Source organism: Amycolatopsis rifamycinica (genome assembly GCF_000695625.1).
GTDB classification, from domain to species: Bacteria; Actinomycetota; Actinomycetes; order Mycobacteriales; family Pseudonocardiaceae; genus Amycolatopsis; species Amycolatopsis rifamycinica.
Genome location: NZ_JMQI01000051.1, coordinates 40,464 through 66,275, shown reverse-complemented (window position 1 = coordinate 66,275; position 25,812 = coordinate 40,464). Strand labels below are relative to the sequence as shown.

The following is a 25,812-nucleotide window of genomic DNA, read 5'->3' as shown; positions in this document are numbered from 1 at the left end:
CGTTACTTCAGCCAGCTGGTGGCGAACGCCCGCGCGGGGTTCGCCACCAGCATGGCTGTGACGACGTCGCCGCCGAGCAGCTCGGTCAGCCGGGGCGCGAGCGTGGTGAGCAGGTAGGACGCGCCCGGCTGGGCGCGGGCGGCGGCGGTCGTGGTGTCGCCACCGAGCAGGATCTGCCCGCCGTGCCCGGCCTCGACGAGCGCTTCGAGGCCGTCGAAGAGCCGCCAGTCGGTGGCGTGGTTGGCCCGCGACGGGCCGTCGAAGCCGAGGAACACGCCGGTCTCGGCGATCTGCCGCTGCAGTGCCGGGTCCGGGTTCCGGTTCAGGTGCCCGAGAATCACCTTTCCGGGTGGCACATCGAGCTTTTCGCAGAGCAGTTCGACCGTCTCCAGCCCCGCGGTGCCGAGTTCGAGGTGCACGGCGATCGGTGCGCCGGTCTCCTGGTGGGCGACCGCGGCGGCGGTCATCGTCAGCCGGGCGTGGGAATCGATCGTGTGGAAGGCGCCCGCCACCTTGACCAGCCCGGCGCGCGGGCCGGTCCGCGGCTCGTCGGGCAGGTCGGCGGGCTGGGTGCCCTCGGTCAGGTCGGCGACGAACTCCTCCACCAGACCGTCGATGACGCGGCCGAGGATCACCGGGCTGTAGTGCTCCTCCCGGTGCAGGCCGGTGGCCGCGACCACGTGCACGCCGATCTCCGCCGACATCCGGGCGAGCTCGCGGGTGCGCCGGGTCAGGCCGTAGGGCGTCCACTGGACGAGGGCCGAGCCGCCCCGCGTCCGGAAGTCGAGGAGGGTGTGGGCGGCGGCGACCGGGTCGTCGAGCTCTTGGCCCGGCAGCAGCTGCGAGGCGAAGAAGAGGTGGTCGTGCGCGTTCGTCACGCCCAGTTCGGCCGGATCGATGTCGCCCAGCACCGTGCGGACCTCGGGTTCCCCAGTCACGGTCCCAGTGTAACGACTCACCCGTTACGATGGCGAGGTGTCCGAAGACTTCCGCCTCGACATGGGCGCACCCTGGCTGAACCTCCTGGCCACCCGCGGCCGCCACTTCGGGCCCCAGCCGATCGAGCGCCTGCCGACGCCGGCGCGGCTGCGCGACTGGCTGGCCCGCGCCGAGCTGACCCCGCTCGCGCCGGTCACGGACGCCGACCTGGACCGGGCCCACGCACTGCGCGAGACGCTGCGGCCCCTGGCGCTGGGCGCGGTCGACGGCAGCGTGCCCCGGGCGGAGCAGGTTCGGGCGCTCATGGCGTTTCTCGAACCGGAGCCGATGCGCCTGGCCGCGCTCGACCGCCTGCACCGGAGCGCCCCACCGACCGCGGCGGCCGCCTTCGCCCGGCTGGCGCACCAAGCCGCCGACTGGCTCACCGGTCCCCTGCGGCACGACCTGCGAGCGTGTCCCGAGCAGGACTGCCGCGGGGTCTTCGCCGACCCCGGCGGACGGCGGCGGTGGTGTCCGTCCCCCGCCTGCGCCAGCCGCGGCCGGGTCCGCGCGCTCAGGGAGCGGCGGCGCGGGGACTCATGACGGCCACAGGATCCGGCGCATCGGCACCGCACCCCGCGCCCGCTTCCGCCACTCGCGCGGGTAACCCAGCGAAACCTCTTCGAACCGGACGCCGTCGGCCTCGGTGCTGCGCGGGATGTGCAGGTGCCCGTAGACGGCGACCTCCGCGCGGTAGCGGAGGTGCCAGTCCTCGGTCTTCGTCGTGCCGCACCACAGCGCGAACTCCGGCCAGTACAGCGGCGCCGTCGGGTGGCGGTGCAGCGGCCAGTGCGACATCAGGATCGTGCCGTGGTCCGCGGGGATCGCGTCGAGGCGTTCGGTGCTGATCTTCAGCCGGTCCGCGCACCACGCCTGCCGGCTCGGGTACGGGTCCGGGTGCAGGAAGTACTCGTCCGTGCAGACCACGCCGGCCTCGCGGGCCTGGCGCAGGGCCTCCTCCAGGGGCTTGCCCGCCGCCTGCGGGGTCCGCCAGCTGTAGTCGTAGAGCAGGAACAGCGGCGCGATCGTCAGCGGCCGCGGACCGTGCCGCCACACCGGGAACTCGTCCTCCGGCGTCAGGACGCCGATTTCGCGGCACTGCTCGACGAGGTACTCGTACCGGGCCTGGCCGCGCAGCTGGCAGGCGTCGTTCTTCGTGGTCCACAGCTCGTGGTTGCCCGGCACCCAGACAACCTTCGCGAACCGGCTGCGCAGGGTCTTCAGCGTTCCGATGGTGGCTTCGGCGAGCTCGGCGACGTCGCCGGCGACGAGCAGCCAGTCTTCGGGGGTTTCCGGGACGACCGCGTCGAGGATGGGGCCGTTGCCCTCGTGGGTCACGTGGAGGTCGCTGGTGGCGAAGAGGTGCGGCACCCCTCCACCGTAACCACCGCGGCCGGGGAAGCTTCGCGAAACCTGCGGATCGCTTCGCGCTGGGCCGGGCTCAGGCGGTCCGGCCGCGCCGTGACGGAGATCGGCCCGGACCCGGTTCCGGACAGTTCCAGGGGGTCGGCGACGGCCGGACGGCTCCGGATCACGTCGAGGGCGGCCGCCGCCCGCCGCGAGGGCCAGCCGAGGGCGGTGGCCAGCTCGTCCACGGTGATCGGCCGGCCGGCGTGCACTAGGGCGGCGACCACGGTCAGGGCGTCGTACCCGGCCGCCTCGGCCAGGGTGCTGCCGCCCATCTGCTCGCTGAGCTGACCGAAGAACCGGCCCATGCTCGCGAGCCTGCGGCCGGCGGTCGTGTCCGGCCCGAAGATCCCGACGCCCCGCCGCGCGACGGCCGCGATCCGGCCGTGGGCGCCGGTGTCGGCCTGCCACGCCCGCAACCAGACTTCGTCGTCGATCGTGTAGCGCTCGCGGCGCCCGCCCGGATCCGGCCGGCGCCCGACCAGTTCCATGCTCTCCAGGGCGCCGATGGACTTGGACACCGACGCCGGGCTCACCTGCAGCAGGGCCACCAGGTCGGCCGCGGTCAGCCCGGCGGCGTCGGCGGTCAGCAGGCAGACGAACACGCGGGCGGTCATCCGGGGCAGGCCGGTCGCGGCGAGGAGAGCCGCGAACTCGTCGACGAACCCGCGCACCACGCCGGTGGGCCGCTCGGGGGTCCCCGGCGGACGGCGTCGCCGGGCGCGGCGGACGGCGGCCTCCTGCGCGTGGCCGGGCCGGTACTCGCCCGACCCGCTGTTGCGGGCCACCTCCCGGCTGATCGTGGACGTCGGGCGGCCGAGCCGCCGTCCGATCTCGGCGTACCCGAGCCCGTCGGCGAGCCAGCCCGCGATGCGGCGGCGGTCGTCGAGCGTCAGCCGGCCCACGGGTGCGTTCATCGACATTCCAGTGCAACGGCTCGTTGCGTTCACGGTCAGAATCGACGCAACGATGTGCGCCTCTACCAGGTATTATGCACCTGAGTTCGTTGAATGCGTTGAAAACGCAACGTAGCTTTTCCGCATGAGGAAAGAGCAGGCGCACGTGCTGGCCATCTCGGCTGTCACGGACGAGAGCAAGTTCTGGAACGGCTTGAAGAAGGCCCACGGCCGGCTTCCCGCGGGCGCGGTATGGAAGCTGGCGATCGCGAGCCGGGACGGCACCCGGGCGGTCAACGTCATCGCCCACGGCTCCGCCGACGCCGTCCGGGAGTTCTTCGAGGCCCACGCCGGCGCCCACGCCACGACGGAGTACTTCGAGGCGGACGCCGCCAACGCGGTCGGGCTCGCCCGATGACGCTCCAGGAGCGCGTCACGGCGCTGCTGGCCGAGTACGGCATCCCGAGCGCGGCCGTCGGCGTGCTCCGCGACGGGAAGATCACCGAGTTCGCCGTCGGCGTCAAGAACGTCGAAACCGGCGAGCCGGCGACCACGGACACCGTCTACCAGTGCGGTTCCCTGACGAAGACGTGGACCGCCCTGGCCTTCCTGCAACTGGTCGACGAGGGCAAGGCCGACCTGGACGCGCCGATCCGGACCTACCTCCCGGAGTTCGCGGTGGCCGATCCGGAGACGACCGCGAAGGTCACCGCGCGGCACCTGCTCAACCACACCAACGGCATCGAAGAGGCCTACGGCGACCCCGGCGAAGACGACGACGTCCACGAGCGCATGGTCGCGAACATCGCCGACGCACCCCAGGTCTTCCCGCTGGGCCACACCCACGGCTACAGCGCGGCGCTGGGCTACGCGATCCTCGCCCGGATCATGGAGGTCCTCGACGGGGAGGGCTGGGACGACGTCATGCGCGACCGGCTCTTCACGCCCCTGGGCCTGACGAGCACGAACAGCCGTCCCGGCCGGGTGGACCGGACCCGCGCCGCGACCGGGCACCTGATCCGGTCCCCCGCCGAAGGCCCGATCGTCACCCCGATCGACCACCTGCCCCGGGCGTTCGGCCCCGGCGGCGGCATCACGTCGACCGTCCGGGACGTGCTCACGCTGGCGCACGTGCTGCTCGACGCGGGGATCGCGCCCGGCGGCAGGCGGATCGTGTCGGCGGCCGGCGTCCGCGAGATGACGCGGTCGCGCGTGCCGATCCCGGATCCCTTCATGTTCGGGCCGGACTGGGCGCTCGGCCTCATCGCCGGTGACTGGAACGGCGAAACCGTGTACGCCTCCGACGGCAGCACGATCGGCCAGAACGCCCGGCTGCGGATCCTGCCGGACTCGGACACCGCGGTGGTCGTGCTGACCAACGGCGGACCGCGCGAAAGCTTCGCGCGCAGGGTGTTCCGCGAAATCCTGGGCACCGCCCAGGAACTGCCGAAGCCGGATCCCGCTCTGCCGCTCGACCTGCCGAGGTACGAGGGTGTGTACGAGCGGCCGGGCACCCGGTACGAGGTCTCCGCCGACGGCGGCACGCTGCACCTGACGCTGGACCTCGACCCGATGCAGGCGGAGTTCCTCGGCAGACCCGGCCGCCTGCGGTACGACCTGCTGCCGGTGAGCCCGACGCAGTTCCTGATGCCCTCGGACGACCCCCTCGAAGACACGCAGACGGTCGCGATCTACGACTTCGCCGACGGGGCCGCCCGGTACCTCCACACCAACTGCCGGGTGCACCCCCGGCGCGGGAGCAGCATCACGAGCCCGGCGAGGACGTAGACGCCGGCCTGGACGTTCAGCAGCACGGCGGGCCCGGTCGTGGCGACGAGCGTGCCCGCCAGCAGCGCGCCGGCCGTCGTGCCGGTCGCCACGACGGCGAACGCCGTGCTCAGCACCCGGCCGGCGCGCTCGGGCGCGACCGCGCTCTGGATCTCCGACAGCACCCCGGCGCCGGCCACCACGCCCGGTGCGCCGGCCACGACGAACAGCCCGACGTACACGCCCAACGCGGTGGTGACCAGCGAGAGGTTCCAGATCACCGCGGACAGGAGGCCGAGGGTGAGGGCGCCCCAGCCGAGCAGGGCGGCCGGCGCGACCCGCCGCGCCACCGTGGCCAGTGCGAAGCCGGCGGCCAGCCCGCCGAGCGCCTGCACGCCCCGCAGCAGGCCGGCGTCGGCTTCGCTGCCGCCGAGCACGTCCAGGACGTAGACCACGAACAGCACCAGGAACATGCCCTGCGCCAGCGCCGTGCCCACCAGGGCGAGCCCGGTGCGCCGCAGGCGCCGGTTGCGGGTCAGCTCGCGCAGGCCGTCGAGCCAGGCCCGCACCACCGGTTCCCGCGCGGACGCCGGCGCCGGGGCGGCGACCCGGCGGAACGGCTTGGCCAGCAGCGCCGCGGCCACCGCGAGGATGGCCAGGTAGCCGGTGATGACGTCGGCGAGCCCGCCGAAGCCGAGCAGGGCGCCGCCCGCCCAGCCACCGGCCAGGCGCGCGACGCTGCCGTTCACGCTCATCAGCCCGTTCGCCGCCGTGACGTCCGCGACGCCGACCAGCTCCGGGACGAGCGCGTTGCGCGCCGGCTCGAACACCGACGCGAGCGCCGCCTGGGCGGCCATCACCGCGTACACCACGGGGACGCCGGGCTCGGCCAGCAGCGGGAGCGCCACCACGGCGAGCCCGCAACAGACGCCGAACAACACCGCGCGGCGGTTCCAGCGGTCGGCGACGACGCCGGCCACCGGGCTCAGCAGCACCGCGGGCAGCAGGCCGAGCACGATGCTCAGCGCCGTCGTCGCGGCGGAGCCGGTGCGCTGGAAGACGTAGATCGGCAACGCGACCTGCAGCATCCACTCGGCCGTCTCGCCGAAGAACGCGGCCACCCACAGCCGCGCGAACGCCGGCACCCCCAGCAGCTGTTTCATTCCTCCGCCTTCCCCGAGTGTTCGATGCGCGGGAACGCGCGCAGGCCGACGTGGACCGAGCGCGCACCGGCGGGGGCGTCGCCCCGGATGGCGCCGACGTACGGGCGGAGCAGCGCGTCGATCTCTTCGGTCAGCCGCGTCAGCTCCTCCGGGGTCACGCGCAGGGCGTAGGCCGACAGCCCGGTCGCGGCGCGCCAGGCCGGGTCGAGGCCGTCGAGGGAGTCCAGGTACCGCTGGGTGAGCTCCTGCTCGTGGGTCAGCTGCGCACCGACCACGCCCAGCTGGGCGGCCCGGCGGGCCGGGTCGTCGGCCAGCTCCCCCATCTCGAGGCCGACCTGGCGGGCGCGCCACGGCCGTTCGCGACCGTCCTCCCCCTCGGCCCGCTCGACCAGGCCGTACTGCGCGAGCTGGCGCAGGTGCCAGCTGCAGTTGGACGCGGTCGACCCGACCGCTTCGGCGCACTCGCTCGCGGTGCGCGGGCCGACGGCCGTCAGGTGGTTCAGCAGCGCGGACCGCAGGGGGTGGGCCAGCGCGCGCAGCAGCTCGACGTCTTCGATCCGCTTGCGCGGCGGCAGCTCGGCCATCGATCGTCCCATCTGAAAGAATTCTTTTGAAAGTCTTCTTTCATAGTTGGTCCCGCTCGCGGGTTTGTCAACCGCATCCACTATCGTTTGCGACGCAGCGACTGCCCGGAGCAGTGACTGCGTCGTCACAGAGCCTTGGATGGACCTTGCCCGACCAGCGCGAACTCGCCACCGCCGCCGCTCTCGCCGTCCCCCGGTTCGTGGGTTCGACCGCGCTCTTCCACGCGGCGGTCGCCGAGCGGATGGGCGTCACCCCGACCGAGCTGCACTGCCTGCACCTGCTCCACGGCGGCGTCAGCGACTCCCCGTCCGAGCTCGCCCGGCTGCTCGGGATGAGCACGGGCGCGTTCACCCGGCTGCTCGACCGGATGGAACGGCACCGGCTCGCCGAGCGGGCCCCCGCCCCTGCGGACCGTCGCCGGCTCGTCGTACGGCCGCTGCCCGACCGGATGGCCGAGCTCGCCGAGCTGTACGCGCCGATGGCCCGGTTCGTCGGCGAGCGCCTCGCCCGCTTCGACCGCCGCCAGCTGACGGCGCTGCTCGAGTTCCTCACCGACGGGACGGCGGCGGCCGAACGGTCGACTCACACGCTTCCCGATGTGACCCAGGTCATAACCGGTTGACTAACTCTACAGCTGTTGCGTTAACCTGGTTCCACTATGAGGAACTGAACCGCGCCCATCCCGCTTGAGGCGGCACCCGGTCGAGCCGACGCTCCCGCGTGCCACGACGCCCGGCTGGGATACCCGCTTTCTTCCCCAGGGCTCGGTGATCGCACATGTCTCCCGTTTTTCCGTTGCAGGCCAAGGACGTCGTCTTCGGCTACGGCACCCGCGTCGTCCTCGACGGCGTCTCGCTGACCGCGTCGGCCGGGCAGCGGCTCGGCCTGGTCGGCGAGAACGGCACCGGCAAGTCCACCCTGCTGCGCCTGCTCGCCGGGCTCGAAGAACCCCGCTCCGGCGAGGTCCGGCGCGGCCCGGACGTCGGGTTCCTGCTGCAGGAACTGCCCCATCCCATGGAGGCGACCTTCGCCGACGTCATCGACGACGCGCTCGCCGAGATCCGGGCCGCCGCGGCCCGGCTCGACGAGCTGACCGCGGCGATGACCGACCGGCCCGACGACGCCGAGGTGCTCGAGGAGTACGGCCGGGTGCTGGAATGGGCCCAGGCCCACGACCTCTGGGACGCCGACCGCCGCGCGAAGCTCGTCTGCGACGGGCTCGGCCTCGGCGGCGTCGAACTCCACCGGCGGCTCGGCACGCTGTCGGGCGGGCAGCGCTCGCGGCTCGGCCTGGCCGCGCTGCTGATCCGGCAGCCCGGGACACTGCTGCTCGACGAGCCGACCAACCACCTCGACGACGCGGCGATGGAGTTCCTGGAACGCCACCTCACCGAGCTGACCGGGATCGTGGTGCTGTCCTCGCACGACCGGGTGTTCCTCGACGCCGTCTGCACCGACATCGTCGACCTCGACCCGGCCGCCGCCGACCGGCAGGCCGGCGGCGCGGTCCGCTACGGCGGCAGCTACACCGGCTACCTCGGCCACAAGAAGGCCGAGCGGGCACGGTGGGAGCAGCGTTACGCCGAGGAACAGGAGGAACTGAAGGAGCTGCGGGAAACCGTCGCGGTCACCGCGCGCAACGTCGCCTACGGCCGCGGTCCCCGCGACAACGACAAGTTCATCCACGCGTTCAAGGGCGCCCGTGTCCAGAAGACGATCTCGCGGCGGGTGCGCGACGCCGAGCAGCGCCTGGAGAACCTGGAACGCGACCAGGTGCGCAAACCGCCGGCGCCCCTGCGGTTCCGGGCCGAGCTCACCGGCCGCGCCACGGGCGACGGACCGGCGATCTCGGTGCGGGCACTGGAGGTCCAGGGACGGCTCACGCTGCCGCGGCTCGACATCGGCGGTTCGGCCCGGTTGCTCGTCACCGGCGGGAACGGCGCCGGGAAGTCAACGCTGCTGTCGGTGCTGGCCGGACGGCTCGCGCCCACGGCCGGAACCGTCCATTTCGGACCCGGTGTGCGAGTCGGCCTGCTGGAGCAGGACGTGGCGTTCCCTTCCCCGGAGCGCACGGCGGCCCGGGTGTACCGGGACGCGCTCGGCGAGGACGCTCCCCCGCTGAGCGGGCTCGGCCTGCTGGCTTCCCGCGACCTGCGGCAGCCGGTCGGGGCCCTCTCCGTGGGGCAGCGGCGGCGGCTGGCGCTGGCGATCCTGCTGGCCGACCCGCCGGACGTGCTCCTGCTCGACGAGCCGACGAACCACATTTCGCTGACCCTGGCGGAGGAGCTGTTCGCGGCCCTGGAGACGGCGCCGGGCGCGGTCGTCATCGCCTCCCACGACCGCTGGCTGCGCCGGCACTGGTCCGGCGCCCGCCTGGAGCTGGCCGACGGTGCTCCCGTCGCCGCATAGCCCGTGATCCGACCCGAAGGGCACTTTCCCGTGAAAGTGCCCTTCCGGTCGTCAGAGGGCGATGCCGAGGAGCGCGTCGACGGCGTCGCGGATCAGGGCCGGCGCCGTCGGGTCGGTGCCGTCGCGGCGCAGGGCCTCGTTCGCCCACGCGTCGATCGCCGCCAGGGCCTTCGGCGTGTCGAGGTCGTCGGACAGGTGGTCGCGCAGCCGCGTGACGGTGTCCTCCGCCACCGGTCCGGTGGACAGCGAGACGGCTTCCCGCCAGCGCGCGAGCCGGGCTTCGGCGTCGGCCAGCAGCTGGGCCGTCCAGGGGCGGTCTTCGCGGTAGTGGCCGGCGAACAGCGCCAGCCGGATCGCGCCCGGGTCGACCTGGTCGGCCCGCAGCCGCGAGACGAACACGAGGTTGCCCCGCGACTTCGACATCTTCTCGCCGTCGAGACCGATCATGCCGGCGTGCACGTAGTGGCGGGCGAACGGACCGTCCTTGGCGACGGCTTCGGCGTGGGCGGCGCTGTACTCGTGGTGCGGGAAGATCAGGTCCGAGCCGCCGCCCTGCAGGTCGAAGCCGAGGCCCAGCCGGTTGACCGCGATCGCGCTGCACTCGATGTGCCAGCCCGGCCGGCCCGCGCCGAGCTCGGACTCCCACGACGGCTCGCCCTCGCGGGCCACGCGCCAGAGCAGCGCGTCCAGCGGGTGGCGCTTGCCGGCGCGGTCGGGGTCGCCGCCGCGCTCGGCGAAGAACTTCCGCATGGTCGGCTCGTCGTAGTTCGACTCATAACCGAATTTGCCGGTCGCGGAGTGGTCGAAGTAGACGTCGGGGAACTCCGGGTCGTCTGCCCGGTACGCGGCCCCGTTGGCCAGCAGTTTCGCGATGACCTCGACGATCTCCGGGATGCTCTCCACCGCGCCGACGAACTGCTTCGGCGGGAGGACCCGCAGCGCGGTCATGTCCTCGCGGAACAGCGCCGTCTCCCGCATGCCCAGCACGACCCAGTCGTCCTGGTCGCGCGCGGCCCGCTCCAGCAGCGGCTCGTCGATGTCGGTGACGTTCTGCACGTAGTGGACGTCGTGCCCGTTGTCCCGCCAGACGCGGTTCACCAGGTCGAAGGCGAGGTACGTCGCGGCGTGCCCCAGATGCGTCGCGTCGTAGGGCGTGATGCCGCAGACGTACATCCGGGCGGTGGCGCCGGGCGCGGTCGGGCGGATCTGCCCGGTGGCCGTGTCGTGGAGCCGCAGCGGGCGGGGGGTGCCGGGGATGCGGGGCACGTCGACCGATGACCAAGTCTGCATACCTCGACTGTAAGGGCTGGTGGCTCGGGCCTTCCCGACCGGTGGGACGAGCCGTACCCGCGCGTACGTTTCGACGGCCCGCACCGGCCACGCCGCCGGCTGAGCGGCGCTCACCCGGCCGGGTGAGCGCCGCTCCGGGTCACCGGCGGGTGCGCAGGTAGTCGCCCACCACCGCGGCGCCCAGGCCGTCGAGGTCCGGGGCGATCACCCGGCCGCCCGAGCGGCGGGCGATCAGGTCGACGAACGACGTCAGCCGCGGGTCGTCGCCCAGGCGGAACACCGAGATCGACGCGCCCAGCTTGGCCAGCCGGTCCACTTCGGACAGCGTCTTGAGCAGCGTCCGGGGCTGCGGCGGGTAGTCGAAGACCGCCTCGCCGTCGGGTTCCAGGTGGGCCGTCGGCTCGCCGTCGGTGACCATCAGGACCACCGGCTGGGCGTCCGGGTGCCGCCGCAGGTGCTGCCCGGCGAGCAGCAGCCCGTGGTGGGCGTTGGTGCCCTGCTCCCAGGCGCCCTCCAGGCCGACCAGTTCCGGCAGCTCCACCGACTGCGCGTAGCGGCCGAACGTGATCAGCTGCAGGGCGTCGTTGCGGAAGCGGGTGCTGATCAGCTGGTGCAGCGCGAGCGCCGTGCGCTTCATCGGCAGCCAGCGCCCTTCCTGAACCATCGACCACGACGTGTCGACCAGCAGCGCGACCGCCGCGCGGGTGCGGTGCTCGGTCTCGACCACTTCGACGTCCTCGACGTCGAGGCGCACCTTCCGCTCCCCCACCGAAACCGACCGCAGCACGGCGTTGCGGATGGTCCGCGGCACGTCCCAGGGCTGCATGTCCCCGAACCGCCACGGCCGCGACGCGCCGGTCGGTTCGCCGGCGGCGCCCGCCGATTCGGTCTCGCGCTCGCCGGTCTTGCCGCGCAGGGCGTTCACGATGTCGGACAGCGCCGTCTCGCCGAGGCGCCGCAACGCCTTGGGCGACAACCGGAGCGAGCCGTCGGCGGCCCGTTCGAACAGGCCCTGGCGGCGCAGCTCGCGCTCCAGTTCGGCCAGCCGGCGGGCGTCGACGCCCGCGTCCTTGCCGAGCTGGCGCTCGAGCGCCTCCAGGTCGATGTCCTCCAGCCGCGCGCCGGGGTACGACTGGCCGAGCTGCTCGGCCAGCGCGTCCAGCTCGGCGAGGTCGGCCATGGCCTGGGCGCCTTCGCCCATGCCCAACGGGTTGTTGCCGCGGAAGCGGGCCGAACCGGTCCAGTCCTCGCCCGGCCGGGCCGCCCGCAGCTGACCGTCCAACCGGGACAGCTGCTGCGCCAGGCGCGGGTCGCCGAAGGCCTGTTGGGTCAGCTCGGCGAGTTCGGCGCGCTGCTCGGCCGACATCGAGTTGAGCATCCGCTGCGCGGCCGCCGACCGCTCGGCCAGCGCGTCGATCAGCTCCTCGACGTTCCGCGGGTTCTCCGGGAAGAACTCGCCGTGCTTGCCCATGAAGTCTTCGAAGCGCTGCTGGATGTCCTCGGCGCCGCGAGCGTGCGCTTCGAGCAGGTCGTTGAGGTCGCCGAGCATCTCGTTGATCCGCTCGACGTCCTCGGGACCGGCGTTCTGCAGGGCCTGCTTCATGCCCTGGAACCGGGATTCCATCAGCTCCTGACCGAGCAGGTCCCGGATCTGCTGGTAGTTCTCCCGGCCCTGTTCGGACCGCCAGTCGTAGTTCGCCAGCTCGTTGACGGCCGCGGCCGTGCCCGGTGGCAGCGCGTCGAGCTGGGCCTCCCGGAAGCGGGCGTCGTCGTCCGGGTCCGGGAACAGCTCGCGGCGTTCGGCGTCGAGGGCCTCCTGCAGGAGCCGCTGGACCTCCTGCAGGGTGCCGTCGAGCCGGTTGCGCCGCTGGATCCGGGAGCGGCGCTGCCACAGCCGCCGGGTCAGCTCGTCGAGACCGGCGGTGCGGTTCGTGCCGCGCCGCAGCATCTCTTCCAGCGCGGCCCGCGGGGAAGCGCCGGCCATGACGTCGCGGCCGATCTCGTCGAGCGCGTCACGCAGGTCGGCCGGCGGTGCCAGCGGGTCCGGCCCGTCGTGCCACGGGCCGTAGGAGTAGCCGTCGGGGAGCGGGACCGCGGTCATCGGCCGTAGACGGTCGTCGTGTCGTCGGAGTCCTTGGCGAGCCTTCGCGACAGGAACAGCGATTCGAGGGCCAGTTCGACGGCGGCCGCGATCCGCCCGGCGGGCTCGTCGGCGGCGACCCCGGCGCGCCGGGCGACCTCGTGCAGCACCGGCAGCTCCGGCAGGGCTTCGAGGACGTCCTTGCCCGGCACGCGCTCGCCGGTGGAGACCAGGTGGCCTTCGCCCACCGCGTCGGCCAGGGGGCGCAGGTCGAGGCCGGCGAACCGGTCGCGCGCGGTCTCGGCGATCGCCAGGCGCAGCAGGTGCACGAGGTGCTCGACCTCGCGGCCTTCTTCGCCGGGCTCGAACTCGATCTTGCCGCGCAGCACCGCCGGGACGGCGTCGAGGTCGACCGGGCGCGCCACGGCGGGCTCCTCCCCGGTCAGCGCCGAGCGCCGCAGGGCCGCGGCCGCCACGGTCTCCGCCGCGGCGACGGCGAACCGCGCCGAGACGCCGGAGCGCTGGTCGATCACCGTGGATTCGCGGAGGTTCCGGACGAACCGGGCGAGGACTTCCAGCAGCGGCTCACCGACTTCGGCGACCAGGTTCGCCTCCTGCCGGACGACGGCGACCTCGGCCTCGACGTCGAGGGGGTAGTGGGTGCGGATCTCGGCGCCGAAGCGGTCCTTCAGCGGGGTGATGATCCGGCCGCGGTTGGTGTAGTCCTCGGGGTTCGCGGTGGCGACGAGCAGGACGTCCAGCGGCAGCCGCAGGGTGTAGCCGCGGACCTGGATGTCGCGCTCCTCCATCACGTTGAGCAGCGCGACCTGGATGCGCTCGGCGAGGTCGGGCAGCTCGTTGATGGCGACGATGCCGCGGTGGGCGCGCGGGACGAGACCGAAGTGGATCGTCTCCGGGTCGCCGAGGCTGCGGCCTTCGGCGACCTTGACCGGGTCGACGTCGCCGATCAGGTCGCCGACGGAGGTGTCCGGCGTGGCGAGCTTCTCGGTGTAGCGCTCGGAGCGGTGGCGCCAGGCCACCGGCAGGTCGTCGCCGAGTTCGGCGGCGCGCCGGATCGACGCGGGCGTGATCGGCTGCAGCGGGTGTTCGCCCAGCTCCGCACCTTCGATGACGGGCGTCCACTCGTCGAGCAGGCCGGCCAGGGTGCGCAGCAGGCGGGTCTTGCCCTGGCCGCGTTCGCCGAGCAGGACGACGTCGTGGCCGGCCAGCAGCGCGCGTTCGAGCTGCGGCAGCACGGTGCGGGAGAACCCGACGATGCCGGGCCACGCGTCTTCGCCGTTCTTGAGGGCGGTCAGCAGGTTGTCGTGGATCTCTCGGGCGATCGGGCGCGGTTCGTACCCGGCCGCGCGCAGGGCCCCGGCGGTGCGGGGAAGAGCGTCTGGAACAGCGTTCACCTCCTCGACGCTACTGCCGGATCGGCGGCCCGTCGATGTGGAGCGGCTCCAGCGTGGGCGCGCACCGGGCATCGCGGCCGAGCCGGTAAAATAGGGCGTCGTGTGCCGTCCCAGTGCGACTTTCGCCGTCTGGTCGAGCGCGTGGCTCAACGGGGCCGCCGCGTCCGACGATGTCCTCGATGCCCTGCTCGCGTGGGGTGAGGCCCACGACGTCGTGGCCGCCGACACCGCCGCGGCCGACGGTTTCGCGCTCCCGCTGGCGTTCAACCGGGCGGCCACGCCGGTGCAGCTGCTGATGGCCCTGCGTTCGCAAGGAGCGAAATCCCTCCAGCTGGTGCTCCCGGTCCCGGGTGACGTCCGCGGCCTCGGCGGCGGCGGTCCGTTCACCGAGGCGGCGTTGCGCGCCGGTGACGCGCTGGTGCTGCCCGACCTCGGGTTCGGACTGGTGCCGGAGCCGATCGCCGAAGGCCTGGTGCGCTGGACGGTCTATTCGCTGTCCTCGCCGACGACTCCGGAGTACGTCCCGCTCGGCGAGGCCGAGCACGGCCTGACGGACGCGATCCGCAACAGCGCCGGGGCGTTGCAGACCCTGGACGTGGCCTCGGACCGGCCGGGCGTGCGCGCGGAGCTGTCGGCCCACCTGCGCTCGCGGCCGGACGTGGACTGGCCGGCCGGGACGCCGGGACGCGCGTTGCGGGTGCTGCAACGCGCCGAGGAGATCGCGGCGATCCTGGCGATCGCCTCGTCGGACGACCCGGGCGGGGCGCTCTCGGCGTCGGCTTCGACGTTGCGGGCCCAGGCGTTGCGGCCCCTGTCGGACGCGGTCCGGACGGCCCGCTGCGCGGCGGTCAACGAGGCGGTCCGGGTGTTCGCGGAGCAGACGGCCCGCGAAGGCTGAGCGTTGACCGAGGACGCCTGGGCCGCGGTGGCCGACGAGTTCGCCGATGGTGCCTACGCGTCCGTCAAGGGGCGTGTGCGCACGTACGTGATGCACCGGCAGCTGCTGGAGCACCTGCCCGCCCCGCCGGCCTCGGTGCTCGACGTCGGCGGCGGCGCGGGCCACCAGTCGTTCCCGCTGGCCCGCGCCGGCTACGACGTCACCCTGCTCGACTCATCGGCGGCGATGCTGGACAAGGCCCGGCAGCGGATGCCGGAACGGGTGACGCTCGTGGAAGCCGACGGGACGGCCGCCCACGAAGCCGTCGGCGGCCGTCGCTTCGACGCCGTCCTGTGCCACGGCGTGCTCGGCTACCTCGAACACCCGGAACCCCTGCTCGACCAGTTGTGCCGATGCGCGGCGCCCAGCGGCCTCGTCTCGGTCATGACGGGCAACGCCGACGCCTCGGCGGTGCGCCCGGCGATGGAAGGACGCTGGGAAGACGCCCTGGCCGCGTTCGGAACCCGCACCGAAATCGGGGTGCTCGGCCTGCCGACGCGCGCCGACACGGTGGCGGAACTGAGCGAGGCGCTGCGCAGCCGTGGGGTCGAACCCGTCGCCTGGTACGGAGTCTGGCTGTTCGTCGACTGGTTCGACCTCAGCGGCACCGAACTGGACCCGGCCGAAGCCGAGCGCGTGGCGGCCGTCGAATTCGAGGCCAGCCGGCGGGATCCCTACCGCCGGCTCAGCCGTGTCTTCCACCTGGTGGCGCGCAAGCCCTAACGGCCCGGCCGCTTCGCGGGCTCGCAGCAGCCGATCGCGCACGGGGCGCCGTTGACCGTGCAGCCCGCCACCGGGAACGACGACAGCTTCCGCGGCTCGGCCCCGTGCGTGTGCTCGCGGATCAGCTCCACCACCAGCTCCGCGAACCGCGGGTCCGAACCCGCCGTCGCCGCGCGGGCGAAGGCCATTCCGTGCTCCGCCGCGCGTTCCGCCGCCTCGTTGTCCAGGTCCCAGATCACCTCGAGGTGGTCCGACACGAACCCGATCGGCGACACGACCACGCCCGGGACACCCGAGGAGTGCAGCGCGTCGATGTGGTCGACGATGTCCGGCTCCAGCCACGGCACCTGCGGCGGCCCGGACCGTGACTGCCACACCACGTCGTACTCCGCGATGCCGGCCTCGGCCGCCACCAGGCGAGCCGCCTCCGCGATCTGGCGCGAGTAGCGGCGGCCGCCCTCGGACGGCGGGCCCGAGGCGCGGTCCGCGCTGTCGGGCACCGAGTGCGCCGTGAACACCGTGCGGATCCCCGGCTCGTTCCCCAGTGACGCGTGCGCCGCGCGCACGCCGTCGGCGACCGCCGAGACGAACAGCGGGTGGTCGAAGAACTGGCGGATCTTCACCAGCTCGGGCGCACCGTCCCCCACCGAGGCGCGGGCGCGCTCGATGTCTTCGTCGTACTGGCGGCACGCCGAATAGCCGCCGTACGCGCTCGTCGGGAACACCAGGACGCGCTGGGCGCCGTCCGAGGTCAGCGAAGCCAGGGTGTCTTCGACCATCGGGTGCCAGTTGCGGTTGCCGAAGTGCACCGGCAGGTCCATGCCCGCGGCCGAAAGCTGCTTCTCGACGGCGGCCATCGCGTCGCGGTTCAGCTTGTTGATCGGCGAAACCCCGCCGAAGTGCCGGTAGTGCTCGGCGACCTCCAGGAGCCGCTCGCGTGGCACCCCCCGGCCCCGGGTGACGTTCTCGAGGAACGGCATGACGTCGTCAGGCCCCTCCGGACCACCGAACGAGAGCCACAGCAACGCGTCGTATCCCACCCCTGCCATCTTGCCGTTGTGGCCGCCCGCACGCCGACCGGGGGCTCGTTATGAATCGACCAGTCCAAAACCGTGCTACGGTGGTCGTCATGGCCAGGCCACGGGAGTTCGACGAAACCGCCGCCGTCGAAAAAGCGATGCACGCGTTCTGGGAACACGGCTACGAAGCGACGTCGACGCAGGATCTGTGCGCGGCCACCGGGCTCGGCCGCAGCAGCGTCTACAACACGTTCACGAGCAAGAAAGCGCTCTTCCGGCGCTCACTGGAGCACTACACCAAAACCCAGCTGGACAAGCGCCAGTCGATCCTCGAGGGCGCGGGCACCGCGGCCGAACGGCTGGCCGCGGTCCTCGACAGCGCCATCGAGGACGACCTCGAGGAGCACCGCCGCGGCTGCCTGGTGGTCAACACCCTGGCCGAACTCGGCGTGCCCGACGACGAAGTGGGCGCCGCGCTGCGGCACGACACCGACCGGAACCTGACCATGTTCGCCCAGTGCGTCCGGGAAGGCGTGCTCGACGGCAGCCTCCGGGACGGCCTGGACCCCGCCGAGGTGGCGGAGTACCTGCTCGCCACCACCTCGGGCCTGCGCGTGATGGCCCGCCGGGGCACGAGCCGCGCCGGCATGCACGCCGTCGCCGACATCGCGTTGTCGGCCATCACGCGCTGAACACCGCATCCCCGCGGATTCGGCATGCCCCAATTTTGGACTGACCGATACACAACAGGAGGAGAACCCATGCCCCTGGCCGTCTTCGTCCTCGGGCTCAGCGTGTTCGCGCTGGGCACGTCCGAGTTCATGATCACCGGCCTGCTCCCCGGCATGGCCACCGATCTGCACGTGAGCATCCCCGACGCCGGCCTGCTGATCTCCGCGTTCGCCATCGGGATGGTCGTCGGGGCGCCGCTGCTGGCGGTCGGCACCCTCCGGCTCCCCCGCCGCCGCACCCTCCTGGTGATGCTCGGCGTGTTCGTCGCGGCGCACGTCGTCGGCGCCCTCGCCGGGAGCTACGCGCTCCTGTTCGCGACGCGGGTCGTGGCCGCCCTCGCCTGCGCCGGCTTCTGGGCCGTCGCACTGGCGACGACGATCGCGCTCGTCCCCGCCGACCGGCGCGGCCGCGCGATGGCGGTGCTCGTCGGCGGGCTGACCGTGGCGAACATCGCCGGCGTGCCCGCCGGCACCTTCCTGGGCCAGCACGCCGGCTGGCGGACGGCGTTCTGGGCGGTGGCGGCGGTGACGCTCGTCGCGGTGGTGGGCGTGGCCCTGCTGGTGCCGGAGACGACCGGTGCCGCGGCGGGCGTCCGCCACGAGCTGCGGCTGTACCGGCGCGGCCGGGTCTGGCTCGCCCTCGGCGTGATCGCGCTGTGCCAGGCCATGATCTTCGCCGCGTTCAGCTACCTGGCGCCGCTGCTCACCGAGACCGACGGCCTCCCGGCGGGATGGGTGCCGGGCGTCCTCGCCCTGTTCGGCGTCGGCGCGCTGATCGGGATCAGCGCCGGCGGGCGGCTCGCGGACCAGTGGCCGTTCGCCATGCTCTACGGCTGTCTCGCCCTCGCGCTGGCCGCCTTGCTCGTGCTCGCCCTGACCACCGACGCTCTCGTCGCCGTCGCGGCCGTGCTGGTGTTCGGCGTGGCCTCGTTCGGCGCCAACCCGGCGCTGAACCTCCGCGCCTACCAGGCCGCGGGCGATGCGCCCACGCTCGTGGGCGCCGGCACGACCGCGGCGTTCAACGTCGGCAACACCGTCGGGCCCTGGCTGGGCGGCGTCGCGATCGACGCCGGGCTCGGCTTCCCGAGCGTCGCCTGGACCGGCATCGGCCTCGGCGTCGCCACGCTGGCCGCGCTCACGGTCGCCGCCGCCGTCCAGCGCGGCGACGACCGTGAACCGGTGGCCGTGTGAGAATCAGACGCCGAGGAAGTGGACGCCGCCGTCGACCATGATCATCGAGCCGGTGGTGGCGGGGAGCCAGTCCGACAGGACCGCGCAGACGCTCTTCGCCACCGGGTCCGGGTCCGTGCTGTCCCAGCCGAGCGGCGCGCGCTCGCCCCAGCCGTCCTCCAGGTCGACGAAGCCCGGGATGGACTTGGCGGCCATCGTCTTCATCGGGCCCGCGCTGACCAGGTTGACGCGGATGCCCTGCGGTCCCAGCTCCTTGGCCAGGTACCGGTTGACCGACTCGAGCCCCGCCTTCGCGACGCCCATCCAGTTGTAGACCGGCCACGCGACACGGGCGTCGAAGTCCATGCCGACGTACGACGAGCCCCGGCCCAGCAGCGGCAGGCACGCCTTCGCCAGCGACATGTACGAGTACGTCGAGATCTCGATCGCGGTCTTGACGTCTTCGGCGGGCGCGTCGAGGAAGGGCGCGCCGAGGCAGGTCTGCGGGGCGAAGCCGATCGAATGCAGCACGCCGTCCAGGCCGTCGACGTGCTCGCGGACGCGGTCGGCCAGCGAGTCGAGGTGCTCGGAGTTGGTCACGTCGAGCTCGAGCACGGGCGCCTCTTCGGGCAGCCGCTTCGCGATGCGCTCGACCAGCGACATGCGGCCGAAGCCGGTCAGCACCACCTTCGCGCCCTCCTGCTGCGCGATCTTGGCCGCGTGGAAGGCGAGCGACGCGTCGGTGATGACTCCGGTGATCAGCAGGCGCTTGCCTTCGAGCAGTCCGGGCACGGGTCCTCCAGGTCTTGGTTCGGGTGGGGAAAGTGATCAGTGACCGAGGCCGAGGCCGCCGTCGACGGGCAGCACCGCACCGTTGACGTAGCCGGCTTCGTCGGAGGCCAGGTAGCGCACGGCGGCGGCGATCTCCGACGGCTCGGCGTACCGGCCGGAAGGCACCTGCGCGAGGATTTCCTTCTTGCGCGCCTCGGGCAGTTCGTCGGTCATGTCGGTGTGGACGAACCCGGGCGCGACGACGTTCGAGGTGATGTTGCGCGAGCCGAGCTCCCGGGCCAGCGACCGCGCGAACCCGACCAGGCCGGCCTTCGACGCGGCGTAGTTGGCCTGCCCGGCCGAGCCGGAGAGGGCGACGACGGAGGAGATGAAGACGAACCGGCCCCACTTGCCGCGCAGCATGCCCCGCGAGGCCCGCTTGGCGACCCGGAACGCGCCGGTGAGGTTCGCGTCGAGGACGCGCGCGAACTGCTCGTCGCTCATCCGCATCAGCAGCGTGTCGTCGGTGAGCCCGGCGTTGGACACGAGGACCTCGACCGGGCCCTGGTGCTCCTCGACGAGCTTGAACGCGGCGTCGACCTGCTCGGTGTCCGTGACGTCCGCCTGGACCCCGAAGAGGCCCTCGGGCGCACCCGAACCACGGTGCGTGACGGCGACCCGGTGCCCCTGCTCGGCGAGGTCCCGGGCGATCGCCAGACCGATGCCCCGGTTGCCCCCGGTGACGAGAACGGACCGTCCCACTGTGTTCTCCCTCTTGGTGAAGCGTGCGCTGCTGCCGCGCACGAGGTTATCGGCAGGCCTGCCGGGTCGCGCACCCGCGCCCGGCCTCGCCGCGACCGTCCTAAGCGCGTGTTAGGAACCGCCTCCCGACCTTGCTGGTTACCCGCTGGTTGGTCACCGTGAGTCGCAACACAGGAGGTCGACGATGACAACCCGGCTCAGCGGCGCCACCCCGGCAGCCGTCAGCGAAAAGCGCGTGATCGGCAACGTGCTGCGCGGCTCGATCGGCAACTTGGTCGAGTGGTACGACTGGTACGCCTACGCGGCGTTCACCACCTACTTCGCCAAGTCCTTCTTCCCGACGTCCGACACCACGGCCGCGTTCCTGGGGACCGCCGCGGTGTTCGCCGTCGGGTTCCTCATGCGGCCGCTGGGCGGGTGGATGCTCGGGCGGTTCGCCGACCGGTTCGGCCGCCGCAGCGCACTGGTGCTCTCGGTCACCCTCATGGCGGGCGGCTCGCTGCTCATCGCCGTCACGCCGAGCTATCACACCATCGGGATCGCCGCGCCGATCCTGCTGCTCACCGCGCGGCTGATCCAGGGCCTGTCGGTCGGCGGGGAGTACTCCACCTCGGCGACCTACCTGTCCGAAGTGGCCACTCCGGGCAAGCGCGGCTTCTACTCGAGCTTCCAGTACGTGACGCTCTACGGCGGCCAGCTGCTGGCTCTCGGGCTCCAGCTGATCCTGCAGGCGATCCTCACCGAACAGCAGCTGACGTCGTGGGGCTGGCGGATCGCGTTCGTCGTCGGCACGTTCGCCGCGCTCACCGTGATGTGGCTGCGGCGCGGCATGGACGAATCCGAGAGCTACCGGCGCGAGGCGGCCGAAACCCCGGGCGAACGCGGCACGCTGCGCGCGCTGATCAAGTACCCGAAGGAGATCGCGCTCGTCGTCGGCCTGACCCTCGGCGGCACGGTCGGCTTCTACACCTTCGCCACCTACAGCCAGAAGTTCCTGGAGAACACCGCGCACATCCCGCGGCGGCAGGTCACCATCGTGCTGTTCTGCGCGATCCTCGTCGCCGCGGTCCTGCAGCCGGTGTTCGGGCGGCTGTCCGACCGGATCGGCCGCCGTCCGCTGCTGCTGTTCTTCGGCATCGGCGGCACCCTGCTCACCGTCCCGCTGATGACGGTGATGGGCTCGACCCGCAACCCCGTCGGCGCGTTCTTCCTCGTGCTGGCCGGGCTGGTGATCGTCGCCGGGTACACCTCGATCAACGCCATCGTGAAGGCCGAGCTGTTCCCGACGAAGATCCGCGCCATCGGCGTGGGCCTGCCGTACGCGCTGACCGTGGCGATCTTCGGCGGCACCGCCGAGCTGATCGCGCAGGCGCTGAAGAGCGCCGGGCACGAGACGGTGTTCTTCTGGTACGTCGCCGGCTGTGTCCTGGTGTCCCTGATCGTCTACGGCACAATGCGGGAAACCTCGAAGACCTCCGAGCTGGAGAAGCGCTGACGAAGGGGATGACCGTGCGCGTGCTCCTCGTCGAAGACGACGCGGGTGTCGCCGGCGCGCTCGCCGAATCGCTGCAGGCGCGCGGTCATCCCGTCACCAGCGTCGCCCGCGGGGCCGACGCGCTGCACCACCACCGCGCGGCCGACCTCGTCCTGCTGGACCTGGGCCTGCCCGACCTCGACGGCCTCGACGTGCTCCGCAAGATCCGGGCCGTCTCGCCGGTCCCGGTGATCGTGCTGACCGCCCGCGGCGACGAGCGGTCCGTGGTGCGCGGGCTGCGGCTCGGCGCCGACGACTACCTGACCAAGCCGGTCCGGCTGGCCGAGCTGCTGGCTCGGATGGACGCCGTCGTGCGGCGGGCGGTGGCCCGGGCCACCCCGGCCGACAGTGCTGGCGACGTCGTGCGCGTCGAGGACGTCGAGATCGACCTCGGCGCCCGCCGGGTGCTGGTCGCCGGGCACGACGCCGGGCTGACCACGAAGGAGTTCGAGATCCTGGCCGTGCTCGCCGCGCGTCCCGGCACCGCGGTCAGCCGCCAGCAGCTGATGGACGAGGTCTGGGGCGACGCGTACCTCGCGGTGTCGCGCTCGCTCGACGTCCACCTGACCGGGCTGCGCGCCAAGCTCGACCGGCCGGGCCTGCTCACCACCATCCGCGGCTTCGGCTACCGGCTCGGCCGGGACTGACCCGTGCGCACCCGGCTGCTGGTGGTCCTGGTGGCCCTCGCCCTCGCCGTGGTCGCCGCGTTCGCCGTCCCGCTGCTGGCCGCCACCGCCGAGCAGCGCACCCAGCAGCTGGTCATCGCCCGGACCGCCGACGTCGACCGGTTCGTCGTGCTCGCCCAGCAGGCCGTCGACACGCGCGACCCGGCGGCCCTCGTGGCCGACGCGGAGCGCTACGCCCAGTTGTACGGCGAAGGCGTCGTCATCGTCGACGCGCGGCGGTTCCCGCTGGTGCAGGCGGGCGGCCTGACCGCGGCCGACCCGGCGGTGCGCGCGCTGGTGGAGGCGGCGATGCGCAACGAGCCGGCGCCGCGGGTGGACCGGCTGGACCCGTGGTCGGCCGAGCCGGCCTCCTTCGCGCGCCCGGTCGGTACCGGCACGCGGGTGTCCGGGGTGGTCGTGCTGCGCGCGTCGGTGGCGGCGGCGGCCGCGGACGTAGCGACCCGCTGGGGCACCATCGGGGCCGGCGCGGTGCTGGTCGCGATGGTGTTCGTGCTGCTCGCGGTGGTGCTGGCCCGGTGGATGGTGCGGCCGCTGCACGAGCTCGAGACCGGGGTGCTGGCCGTGGCCGGCGGGCACCGCGCGCACGTCCCCGAACGCGCCGGGCCGCGCGAGCTGCGGTCGCTGGCCGCCGAGGTCAACCGGATGTCCGAGGCCGTGCTGGAAGCCGCCGAGCAGCAGCACCGGCTGGTCGCCGACGCCTCGCACCAGCTGCGGAACCCGATGGCCGCGCTGCGGCTGCGGGTCGATTCCCTGGCCGGGCGCATCAAGGGCGACGACTCCGCCTACCGGGCGACCGTCGCCGAGGTCGAACGCCTGGAGAAGCTCCTCGGCGGCCTGCTCGCGCTCGCCCTGGCCGAGAGCACCGCGACCCGCGTCGCGGCCGGGGGCGCGGACGAGGCGTGCGACCTGGCGTCCGTGCTCGCCGAGCGCGTCGACGCCTGGCGCCCGGCCGCCGAGGACGCGGGGGCGGTGCTCGTGCCGCCGCCGGGCCACGACGAGCCGGTCACCGTGCGCTGCCCGGAAGGGGAACTCGCGCAGATCCTCGACGTGCTGCTGGACAACGCCGTCCACTACGCCGGCCGCGGCGCGAAGATCACCACGGACTGGGAAAGCGGTGGGTCGACCGCCACCCTCGTCGTCGCCGACGACGGGCCGGGATTGTCCGAAGAGGACAGAGCGCGGGCGACCGAACGGTTCTGGCGCGCGGGCGGCGAAGGCGCCCCGCGCGGCACCGGCCTCGGCCTGGCCATCGCCCACCAGCAGGTGCGCACCCGCGGCGGCGTCCTGGAACTGCGCCAGGCCCTCCCCCACGGTCTCGAAGTCCGCGTCACGCTGCCGCTGCGGGAGGTGCCGGGATGACGCTCACCCGCCGCGCGGCGCTGCTCGGCGGCCTGGGACTGGCGCTGGCCGGCTGTTCGACGGCCGGCTACCGGGGCCCGGAGCGCACGCTGACGATCGCCGCCGGCGAGCGCGGCGGCTTCTACCTGGCCTTCGCCGAGCTGCTCTCGGCCGAGCTGAACCGGGCGGAGCCGCTGCTGCACGCCGAGGCCGTGCCGACCGAGGCGAGCGTCGCCAACGTCGGCCTGGTGCAGCAGGGGCGGGCGGACCTCGGGCTGGTGCTCGCCGACGTCGCCCAGACCGCGCTCGGCGGCGGGCCGCCGTTCGCCGGGAAGGTGCCGCTGCGCGCGCTCGGCCGGGTGTACGAGAACTACCTGCAGCTGGTGGTGCGGGCGGACGGGCCGGTGCGCCGCCTGGCCGACCTCGCCGGGCGCCCGGTCTCCCTGGGCGCGGGCGGCTCCGGCGCGGCGCAGCTCGGCGAGCGCGTGTTCGCCAAGGCGGGCGTCACCGTGGACGCCCGCCACCTGCCGTTCGACGACGCGGTCCGCGCGCTGGCCGGCCGCCGCGTCGACGCGATGCTGTGGTCGGGCGGGGTGCCGACACCGAAGCTGGCCGAGCTGAACCGGACGACGCCGATCGCGCTGGTGCCGCTGGATGCGGTGGTGCCGGCCCTGCGCGCGGCGTACGGCCCGGTGTACGACCAGGTCCAGGTCCCCGACGGGGCATACCGCGGCGTGGGCGCGCTGAGCACGATCGGCGTGGCGAACCTGCTGGTGTGCGCCCCGTCCCTGCCCGACGACGTCAGCGCGGCCGTGGTCCGGCTCCTGGTCGAGCGCGCCACCGCGCTGGTGCCCGCCGAAGCCGTCGGCACGCAGTTCCTCGACGTGCGGACGCTGATCGGGACGCAGCCGGTCCCGCTGCAACCGGGCGCGGCGGCCGCGTACCGGACCCTGCACGGCTGAACTAGATTGGGCGGGTGACCGCACCTCGCCGCCCGATCGCCGAGATGCCGCTGCGCGTGCGCTACCACGAGTGCGACGGGCCGGGCATCGTCTCAGGCGCCCACTACCTGACCTATGTGGACAGGTGCTCCTTCGAGGCGCAAGCGCCGCCGGAGGCGGTCCGCAAGGTCTACGCCACCCTGCTCGGGGACTGAGCCCGTGTTCCGCGTTCTCTTCTACCAGCCCGAAATCCCGCCCAACACCGGCAACGCGATCCGCCTGGCCGCCAACACCGGCTGCGAACTGCACCTGGTGGAGCCGCTCGGCTTCACCCTCGAGGACAAGCAGCTGCGCCGGGCCGGGCTCGACTACCACGACCTGGCCCGCGTGCACGTCCACGCTTCGCTGGCCGCGGCCTGGGAAGTGTTGCTGCCGGCCAAGGTCTACGCGTTCACCGCGTCGGCGACGCGGCTGTACACCGATGTCGCCTACACGCCGGGCGATATCCTGGTGTTCGGGCCCGAGTCGGTGGGCTTGCCGGCCGAAGTGCAGGAAGCGCCCGAGGTGACCGACCGCGTGCGGCTGCCGATGCGGCCGTCCAACCGATCGCTCAACCTGGCCAACACCGCGGCGATCACCGTTTACGAAGCATGGCGCCAAAACGGCTTCCGGTAGGTTCGCCGGATGCGACAGCAGTTCCTGGGGGCGCTCATCGGCGCCGCGTTCGGCACGGTCTTCGTCCTGGTCAACTCCGGTGACCCGGTGCCCGCGGCGCTCGGCTGGGCGCTGCGGGCCCTCGCCGTGCTCGCCCTGGCCGCCGTGGTGGTCCTCGGCGTCCGCGCGGGCGGCCGTCCGACGCTCGACGGCCGGCCGGTGTTCGGGCCGAGCTACCGGGTCGTCGTCATCGGCGAAGTCGTGCTGCTCGTCGCCGGGTTCTTCGTGCTGAGCCTGCTGGACGCGCCCGTCCAGGCCAACGTCGCCTGGATCGCCACGATCGTCGGCCTCCACTTCGCCGCACTGGCCTCGGCGTGGAAAACCCGGTCGACCCTCGTGGTCGGGGTGGTCCTCACCGCGCTCGGCGTCGCCGGGCTCGCCCTGCTCGGCAGCGCCGCGGAATGGGTGCCGTTCGTCAGCGGCGTCCTCTCCGGCGTGACCCTGCTCGGCGGCAGCCTCTACGGCGTCCGCCGCGCCTGAGAAGGCGGCACTTTCA

At 73.1% G+C, this 25,812-nt stretch carries 26 protein-coding genes and 1 pseudogene; 16 read left to right on the top strand and 11 right to left on the bottom strand.

Annotation, left to right across the window (positions count from 1 at the left end; translation table 11 throughout):
• Positions 1 to 2: 2 nt before the first annotated feature.
• Positions 3 to 938 (bottom strand): phosphotriesterase family protein, encoded by a 936-nt coding sequence (locus tag DV20_RS24330; RefSeq protein WP_235190936.1) that lies wholly within the window; start codon positions 936 to 938, stop codon positions 3 to 5.
• Positions 939 to 975: 37 nt separating this feature from the next.
• On the opposite strand from DV20_RS24330, the gene DV20_RS24325 reads away from it, so the two are divergent.
• Positions 976 to 1,521, top strand: coding sequence for a CGNR zinc finger domain-containing protein (locus DV20_RS24325; protein ID WP_043784079.1), 546 nt, complete (start codon positions 976 to 978; stop codon positions 1,519 to 1,521).
• On the opposite strand, the gene DV20_RS24320 is transcribed toward DV20_RS24325, so the two are convergent.
• Both DV20_RS24320 and DV20_RS24315 read right to left on the bottom strand, forming a co-directional pair.
• Positions 1,516 to 2,349, bottom strand: coding sequence for a metallophosphoesterase family protein (locus DV20_RS24320; RefSeq protein ID WP_043784078.1), 834 nt, complete (start codon positions 2,347 to 2,349; stop codon positions 1,516 to 1,518). The two genes, DV20_RS24325 and DV20_RS24320, sit on opposite strands and share 6 nt — an antisense overlap.
• Complete coding sequence (locus DV20_RS24315) at positions 2,313 to 3,302, bottom strand: GbsR/MarR family transcriptional regulator (RefSeq protein ID WP_051736105.1); 990 nt, start codon at positions 3,300 to 3,302, stop codon at positions 2,313 to 2,315. The genes DV20_RS24320 and DV20_RS24315 overlap by 37 nt, the downstream gene beginning before the upstream one ends.
• Before the next feature lie 124 nt (positions 3,303 to 3,426).
• Between DV20_RS24315 and DV20_RS24310 the strand changes: the two genes are divergently transcribed.
• Both DV20_RS24310 and DV20_RS24305 read left to right on the top strand, forming a co-directional pair.
• Positions 3,427 to 3,699 (top strand): hypothetical protein, encoded by a 273-nt coding sequence (locus DV20_RS24310; protein ID WP_043784076.1) that lies wholly within the window; start codon positions 3,427 to 3,429, stop codon positions 3,697 to 3,699.
• Positions 3,696 to 5,069 carry a serine hydrolase gene (locus DV20_RS24305; protein ID WP_043784075.1) on the top strand — a complete coding sequence of 458 codons (1,374 nt, stop codon included), beginning with the start codon at positions 3,696 to 3,698 and terminating at the stop codon, positions 5,067 to 5,069. The genes DV20_RS24310 and DV20_RS24305 overlap by 4 nt, the downstream gene beginning before the upstream one ends.
• Here DV20_RS24305 and DV20_RS24300 read toward each other — a convergent pair.
• A complete protein-coding gene (locus DV20_RS24300; protein ID WP_043784073.1) occupies positions 4,973 to 6,211 on the bottom strand; it encodes an MFS transporter in 1,239 nt (412 codons plus the stop codon). The two genes, DV20_RS24305 and DV20_RS24300, sit on opposite strands and share 97 nt — an antisense overlap.
• Positions 6,208 to 6,795: an ArsR/SmtB family transcription factor gene (locus DV20_RS24295; protein WP_043784072.1), complete on the bottom strand. Its 588-nt coding sequence runs from the start codon at positions 6,793 to 6,795 to the stop codon at positions 6,208 to 6,210. Before DV20_RS24295 ends, DV20_RS24300 begins: the two co-directional genes overlap by 4 nt.
• Positions 6,796 to 6,941: 146 nt before the next feature.
• On the opposite strand from DV20_RS24295, the gene DV20_RS24290 reads away from it, so the two are divergent.
• Both DV20_RS24290 and DV20_RS24285 read left to right on the top strand, forming a co-directional pair.
• The gene (locus tag DV20_RS24290; protein ID WP_043784070.1) at positions 6,942 to 7,418 is read left to right on the top strand and encodes a MarR family winged helix-turn-helix transcriptional regulator; all 477 of its coding nucleotides are present in this window, start codon (positions 6,942 to 6,944) and stop codon (positions 7,416 to 7,418) included.
• A gap of 155 nt (positions 7,419 to 7,573) precedes the next feature.
• Positions 7,574 to 9,205 carry an ABC-F family ATP-binding cassette domain-containing protein gene (locus tag DV20_RS24285; RefSeq protein WP_043784068.1) on the top strand — a complete coding sequence of 544 codons (1,632 nt, stop codon included), beginning with the start codon at positions 7,574 to 7,576 and terminating at the stop codon, positions 9,203 to 9,205.
• A gap of 51 nt (positions 9,206 to 9,256) precedes the next feature.
• On the opposite strand, the gene mshC is transcribed toward DV20_RS24285, so the two are convergent.
• The 3 genes from mshC to DV20_RS24270 form a co-directional block, all read right to left on the bottom strand.
• Positions 9,257 to 10,495, bottom strand: a complete 1,239-nt coding sequence (mshC, locus tag DV20_RS24280; RefSeq protein WP_043784066.1) for a cysteine--1-D-myo-inosityl 2-amino-2-deoxy-alpha-D-glucopyranoside ligase — start codon at positions 10,493 to 10,495, stop codon at positions 9,257 to 9,259.
• A gap of 139 nt (positions 10,496 to 10,634) precedes the next feature.
• The gene (locus DV20_RS24275; RefSeq protein ID WP_043784065.1) at positions 10,635 to 12,596 is read right to left on the bottom strand and encodes a vWA domain-containing protein; all 1,962 of its coding nucleotides are present in this window, start codon (positions 12,594 to 12,596) and stop codon (positions 10,635 to 10,637) included.
• The gene (locus tag DV20_RS24270; protein ID WP_043784063.1) at positions 12,593 to 13,990 is read right to left on the bottom strand and encodes an ATP-binding protein; all 1,398 of its coding nucleotides are present in this window, start codon (positions 13,988 to 13,990) and stop codon (positions 12,593 to 12,595) included. The genes DV20_RS24275 and DV20_RS24270 overlap by 4 nt, the downstream gene beginning before the upstream one ends.
• A 100-nt stretch (positions 13,991 to 14,090) precedes the next feature.
• Here DV20_RS24270 and DV20_RS24265 point away from each other — a divergent pair, with 100 nt between their 5' ends.
• Both DV20_RS24265 and DV20_RS24260 read left to right on the top strand, forming a co-directional pair.
• Positions 14,091 to 14,888 carry a hypothetical protein gene (locus DV20_RS24265; protein ID WP_043784061.1) on the top strand — a complete coding sequence of 266 codons (798 nt, stop codon included), beginning with the start codon at positions 14,091 to 14,093 and terminating at the stop codon, positions 14,886 to 14,888.
• 3 nt (positions 14,889 to 14,891) lie between these two features.
• The gene (locus tag DV20_RS24260; protein ID WP_043784059.1) at positions 14,892 to 15,650 is read left to right on the top strand and encodes a methyltransferase domain-containing protein; all 759 of its coding nucleotides are present in this window, start codon (positions 14,892 to 14,894) and stop codon (positions 15,648 to 15,650) included.
• Here DV20_RS24260 and DV20_RS24255 read toward each other — a convergent pair.
• The gene (locus DV20_RS24255) at positions 15,647 to 16,690 is read right to left on the bottom strand and encodes a ferrochelatase (protein ID WP_043784057.1); all 1,044 of its coding nucleotides are present in this window, start codon (positions 16,688 to 16,690) and stop codon (positions 15,647 to 15,649) included. The genes DV20_RS24260 and DV20_RS24255 overlap by 4 nt on opposite strands.
• 89 nt (positions 16,691 to 16,779) lie before the next feature.
• On the opposite strand from DV20_RS24255, the gene DV20_RS24250 reads away from it, so the two are divergent.
• Together DV20_RS24250 and DV20_RS24245 are read left to right on the top strand one after the other, a co-directional pair.
• On the top strand, positions 16,780 to 17,361 hold the full coding sequence (locus tag DV20_RS24250; protein ID WP_043784055.1) for a TetR/AcrR family transcriptional regulator: 582 nt from the start codon (positions 16,780 to 16,782) through the stop codon (positions 17,359 to 17,361).
• Between the two features lie 69 nt (positions 17,362 to 17,430).
• Entirely contained in the window at positions 17,431 to 18,591 is a 1,161-nt protein-coding gene (locus DV20_RS24245) for a Cmx/CmrA family chloramphenicol efflux MFS transporter (RefSeq protein ID WP_043784053.1), read from the top strand.
• A gap of 3 nt (positions 18,592 to 18,594) precedes the next feature.
• On the opposite strand, the gene fabI is transcribed toward DV20_RS24245, so the two are convergent.
• Positions 18,595 to 19,362, bottom strand: a complete 768-nt coding sequence (gene fabI / locus DV20_RS24240; protein WP_043784051.1) for an enoyl-ACP reductase FabI — start codon at positions 19,360 to 19,362, stop codon at positions 18,595 to 18,597.
• A gap of 36 nt (positions 19,363 to 19,398) precedes the next feature.
• Positions 19,399 to 20,103 (bottom strand): beta-ketoacyl-ACP reductase, encoded by a 705-nt coding sequence (fabG, locus tag DV20_RS24235; RefSeq protein ID WP_043784049.1) that lies wholly within the window; start codon positions 20,101 to 20,103, stop codon positions 19,399 to 19,401.
• Positions 20,104 to 20,287: 184 nt separating this feature from the next.
• Between fabG and DV20_RS24230 the strand changes: the two genes are divergently transcribed.
• From DV20_RS24230 to DV20_RS24200, 7 genes and pseudogenes are all read left to right on the top strand, one after another.
• On the top strand, positions 20,288 to 21,598 hold the full coding sequence (locus DV20_RS24230) for an MFS transporter (RefSeq protein WP_043784047.1): 1,311 nt from the start codon (positions 20,288 to 20,290) through the stop codon (positions 21,596 to 21,598).
• Positions 21,599 to 21,606: 8 nt separating this feature from the next.
• On the top strand, positions 21,607 to 22,284 hold the full coding sequence (locus DV20_RS24225) for a response regulator transcription factor (RefSeq protein ID WP_043784044.1): 678 nt from the start codon (positions 21,607 to 21,609) through the stop codon (positions 22,282 to 22,284).
• Between the two features lie 3 nt (positions 22,285 to 22,287).
• A complete protein-coding gene (locus DV20_RS24220; protein WP_043784043.1) occupies positions 22,288 to 23,682 on the top strand; it encodes a sensor histidine kinase in 1,395 nt (464 codons plus the stop codon).
• A complete protein-coding gene (locus tag DV20_RS24215; protein ID WP_043784041.1) occupies positions 23,679 to 24,623 on the top strand; it encodes a TAXI family TRAP transporter solute-binding subunit in 945 nt (314 codons plus the stop codon). The genes DV20_RS24220 and DV20_RS24215 overlap by 4 nt, the downstream gene beginning before the upstream one ends.
• Positions 24,624 to 24,637: 14 nt before the next feature.
• Positions 24,638 to 24,766 (top strand): annotated as a pseudogene (locus DV20_RS24210) (acyl-CoA thioesterase); the annotation flags it as partial.
• Between the two features lie 55 nt (positions 24,767 to 24,821).
• Positions 24,822 to 25,277, top strand: a complete 456-nt coding sequence (locus DV20_RS24205; protein WP_043784036.1) for a tRNA (cytidine(34)-2'-O)-methyltransferase — start codon at positions 24,822 to 24,824, stop codon at positions 25,275 to 25,277.
• A gap of 9 nt (positions 25,278 to 25,286) precedes the next feature.
• Positions 25,287 to 25,796: a hypothetical protein gene (locus DV20_RS24200; RefSeq protein WP_043784034.1), complete on the top strand. Its 510-nt coding sequence runs from the start codon at positions 25,287 to 25,289 to the stop codon at positions 25,794 to 25,796.
• Positions 25,797 to 25,812: the final 16 nt, after the last annotated feature.

Bases quoted from the DNA above. Each gene is read 5' to 3' on its own strand.
- DV20_RS24315 (WP_051736105.1), bottom strand. From the start codon at position 3,302: ATGAACGCACCCGTGGGCCGGCTGACGCTCGACGACCGCCGCCGCATC.
- DV20_RS24300 (WP_043784073.1), bottom strand. From the start codon at position 6,211: ATGAAACAGCTGCTGGGGGTGCCGGCGTTCGCGCGGCTGTGGGTGGCC.
- DV20_RS24230 (WP_043784047.1), top strand. From the start codon at position 20,288: ATGACAACCCGGCTCAGCGGCGCCACCCCGGCAGCCGTCAGCGAAAAG.
- DV20_RS24305 (WP_043784075.1), top strand. From the start codon at position 3,696: ATGACGCTCCAGGAGCGCGTCACGGCGCTGCTGGCCGAGTACGGCATC.
- DV20_RS24250 (WP_043784055.1), top strand. From the start codon at position 16,780: ATGGCCAGGCCACGGGAGTTCGACGAAACCGCCGCCGTCGAAAAAGCG.
- DV20_RS24310 (WP_043784076.1), top strand. From the start codon at position 3,427: ATGAGGAAAGAGCAGGCGCACGTGCTGGCCATCTCGGCTGTCACGGAC.
- DV20_RS24200 (WP_043784034.1), top strand. From the start codon at position 25,287: ATGCGACAGCAGTTCCTGGGGGCGCTCATCGGCGCCGCGTTCGGCACG.
- DV20_RS24215 (WP_043784041.1), top strand. From the start codon at position 23,679: ATGACGCTCACCCGCCGCGCGGCGCTGCTCGGCGGCCTGGGACTGGCG.
- DV20_RS24245 (WP_043784053.1), top strand. From the start codon at position 17,431: ATGCCCCTGGCCGTCTTCGTCCTCGGGCTCAGCGTGTTCGCGCTGGGC.
- DV20_RS24295 (WP_043784072.1), bottom strand. From the start codon at position 6,795: ATGGCCGAGCTGCCGCCGCGCAAGCGGATCGAAGACGTCGAGCTGCTG.
- DV20_RS24285 (WP_043784068.1), top strand. From the start codon at position 7,574: ATGTCTCCCGTTTTTCCGTTGCAGGCCAAGGACGTCGTCTTCGGCTAC.
- mshC (WP_043784066.1), bottom strand. From the start codon at position 10,495: ATGCAGACTTGGTCATCGGTCGACGTGCCCCGCATCCCCGGCACCCCC.
- DV20_RS24275 (WP_043784065.1), bottom strand. From the start codon at position 12,596: ATGACCGCGGTCCCGCTCCCCGACGGCTACTCCTACGGCCCGTGGCAC.
- DV20_RS24225 (WP_043784044.1), top strand. From the start codon at position 21,607: ATGACCGTGCGCGTGCTCCTCGTCGAAGACGACGCGGGTGTCGCCGGC.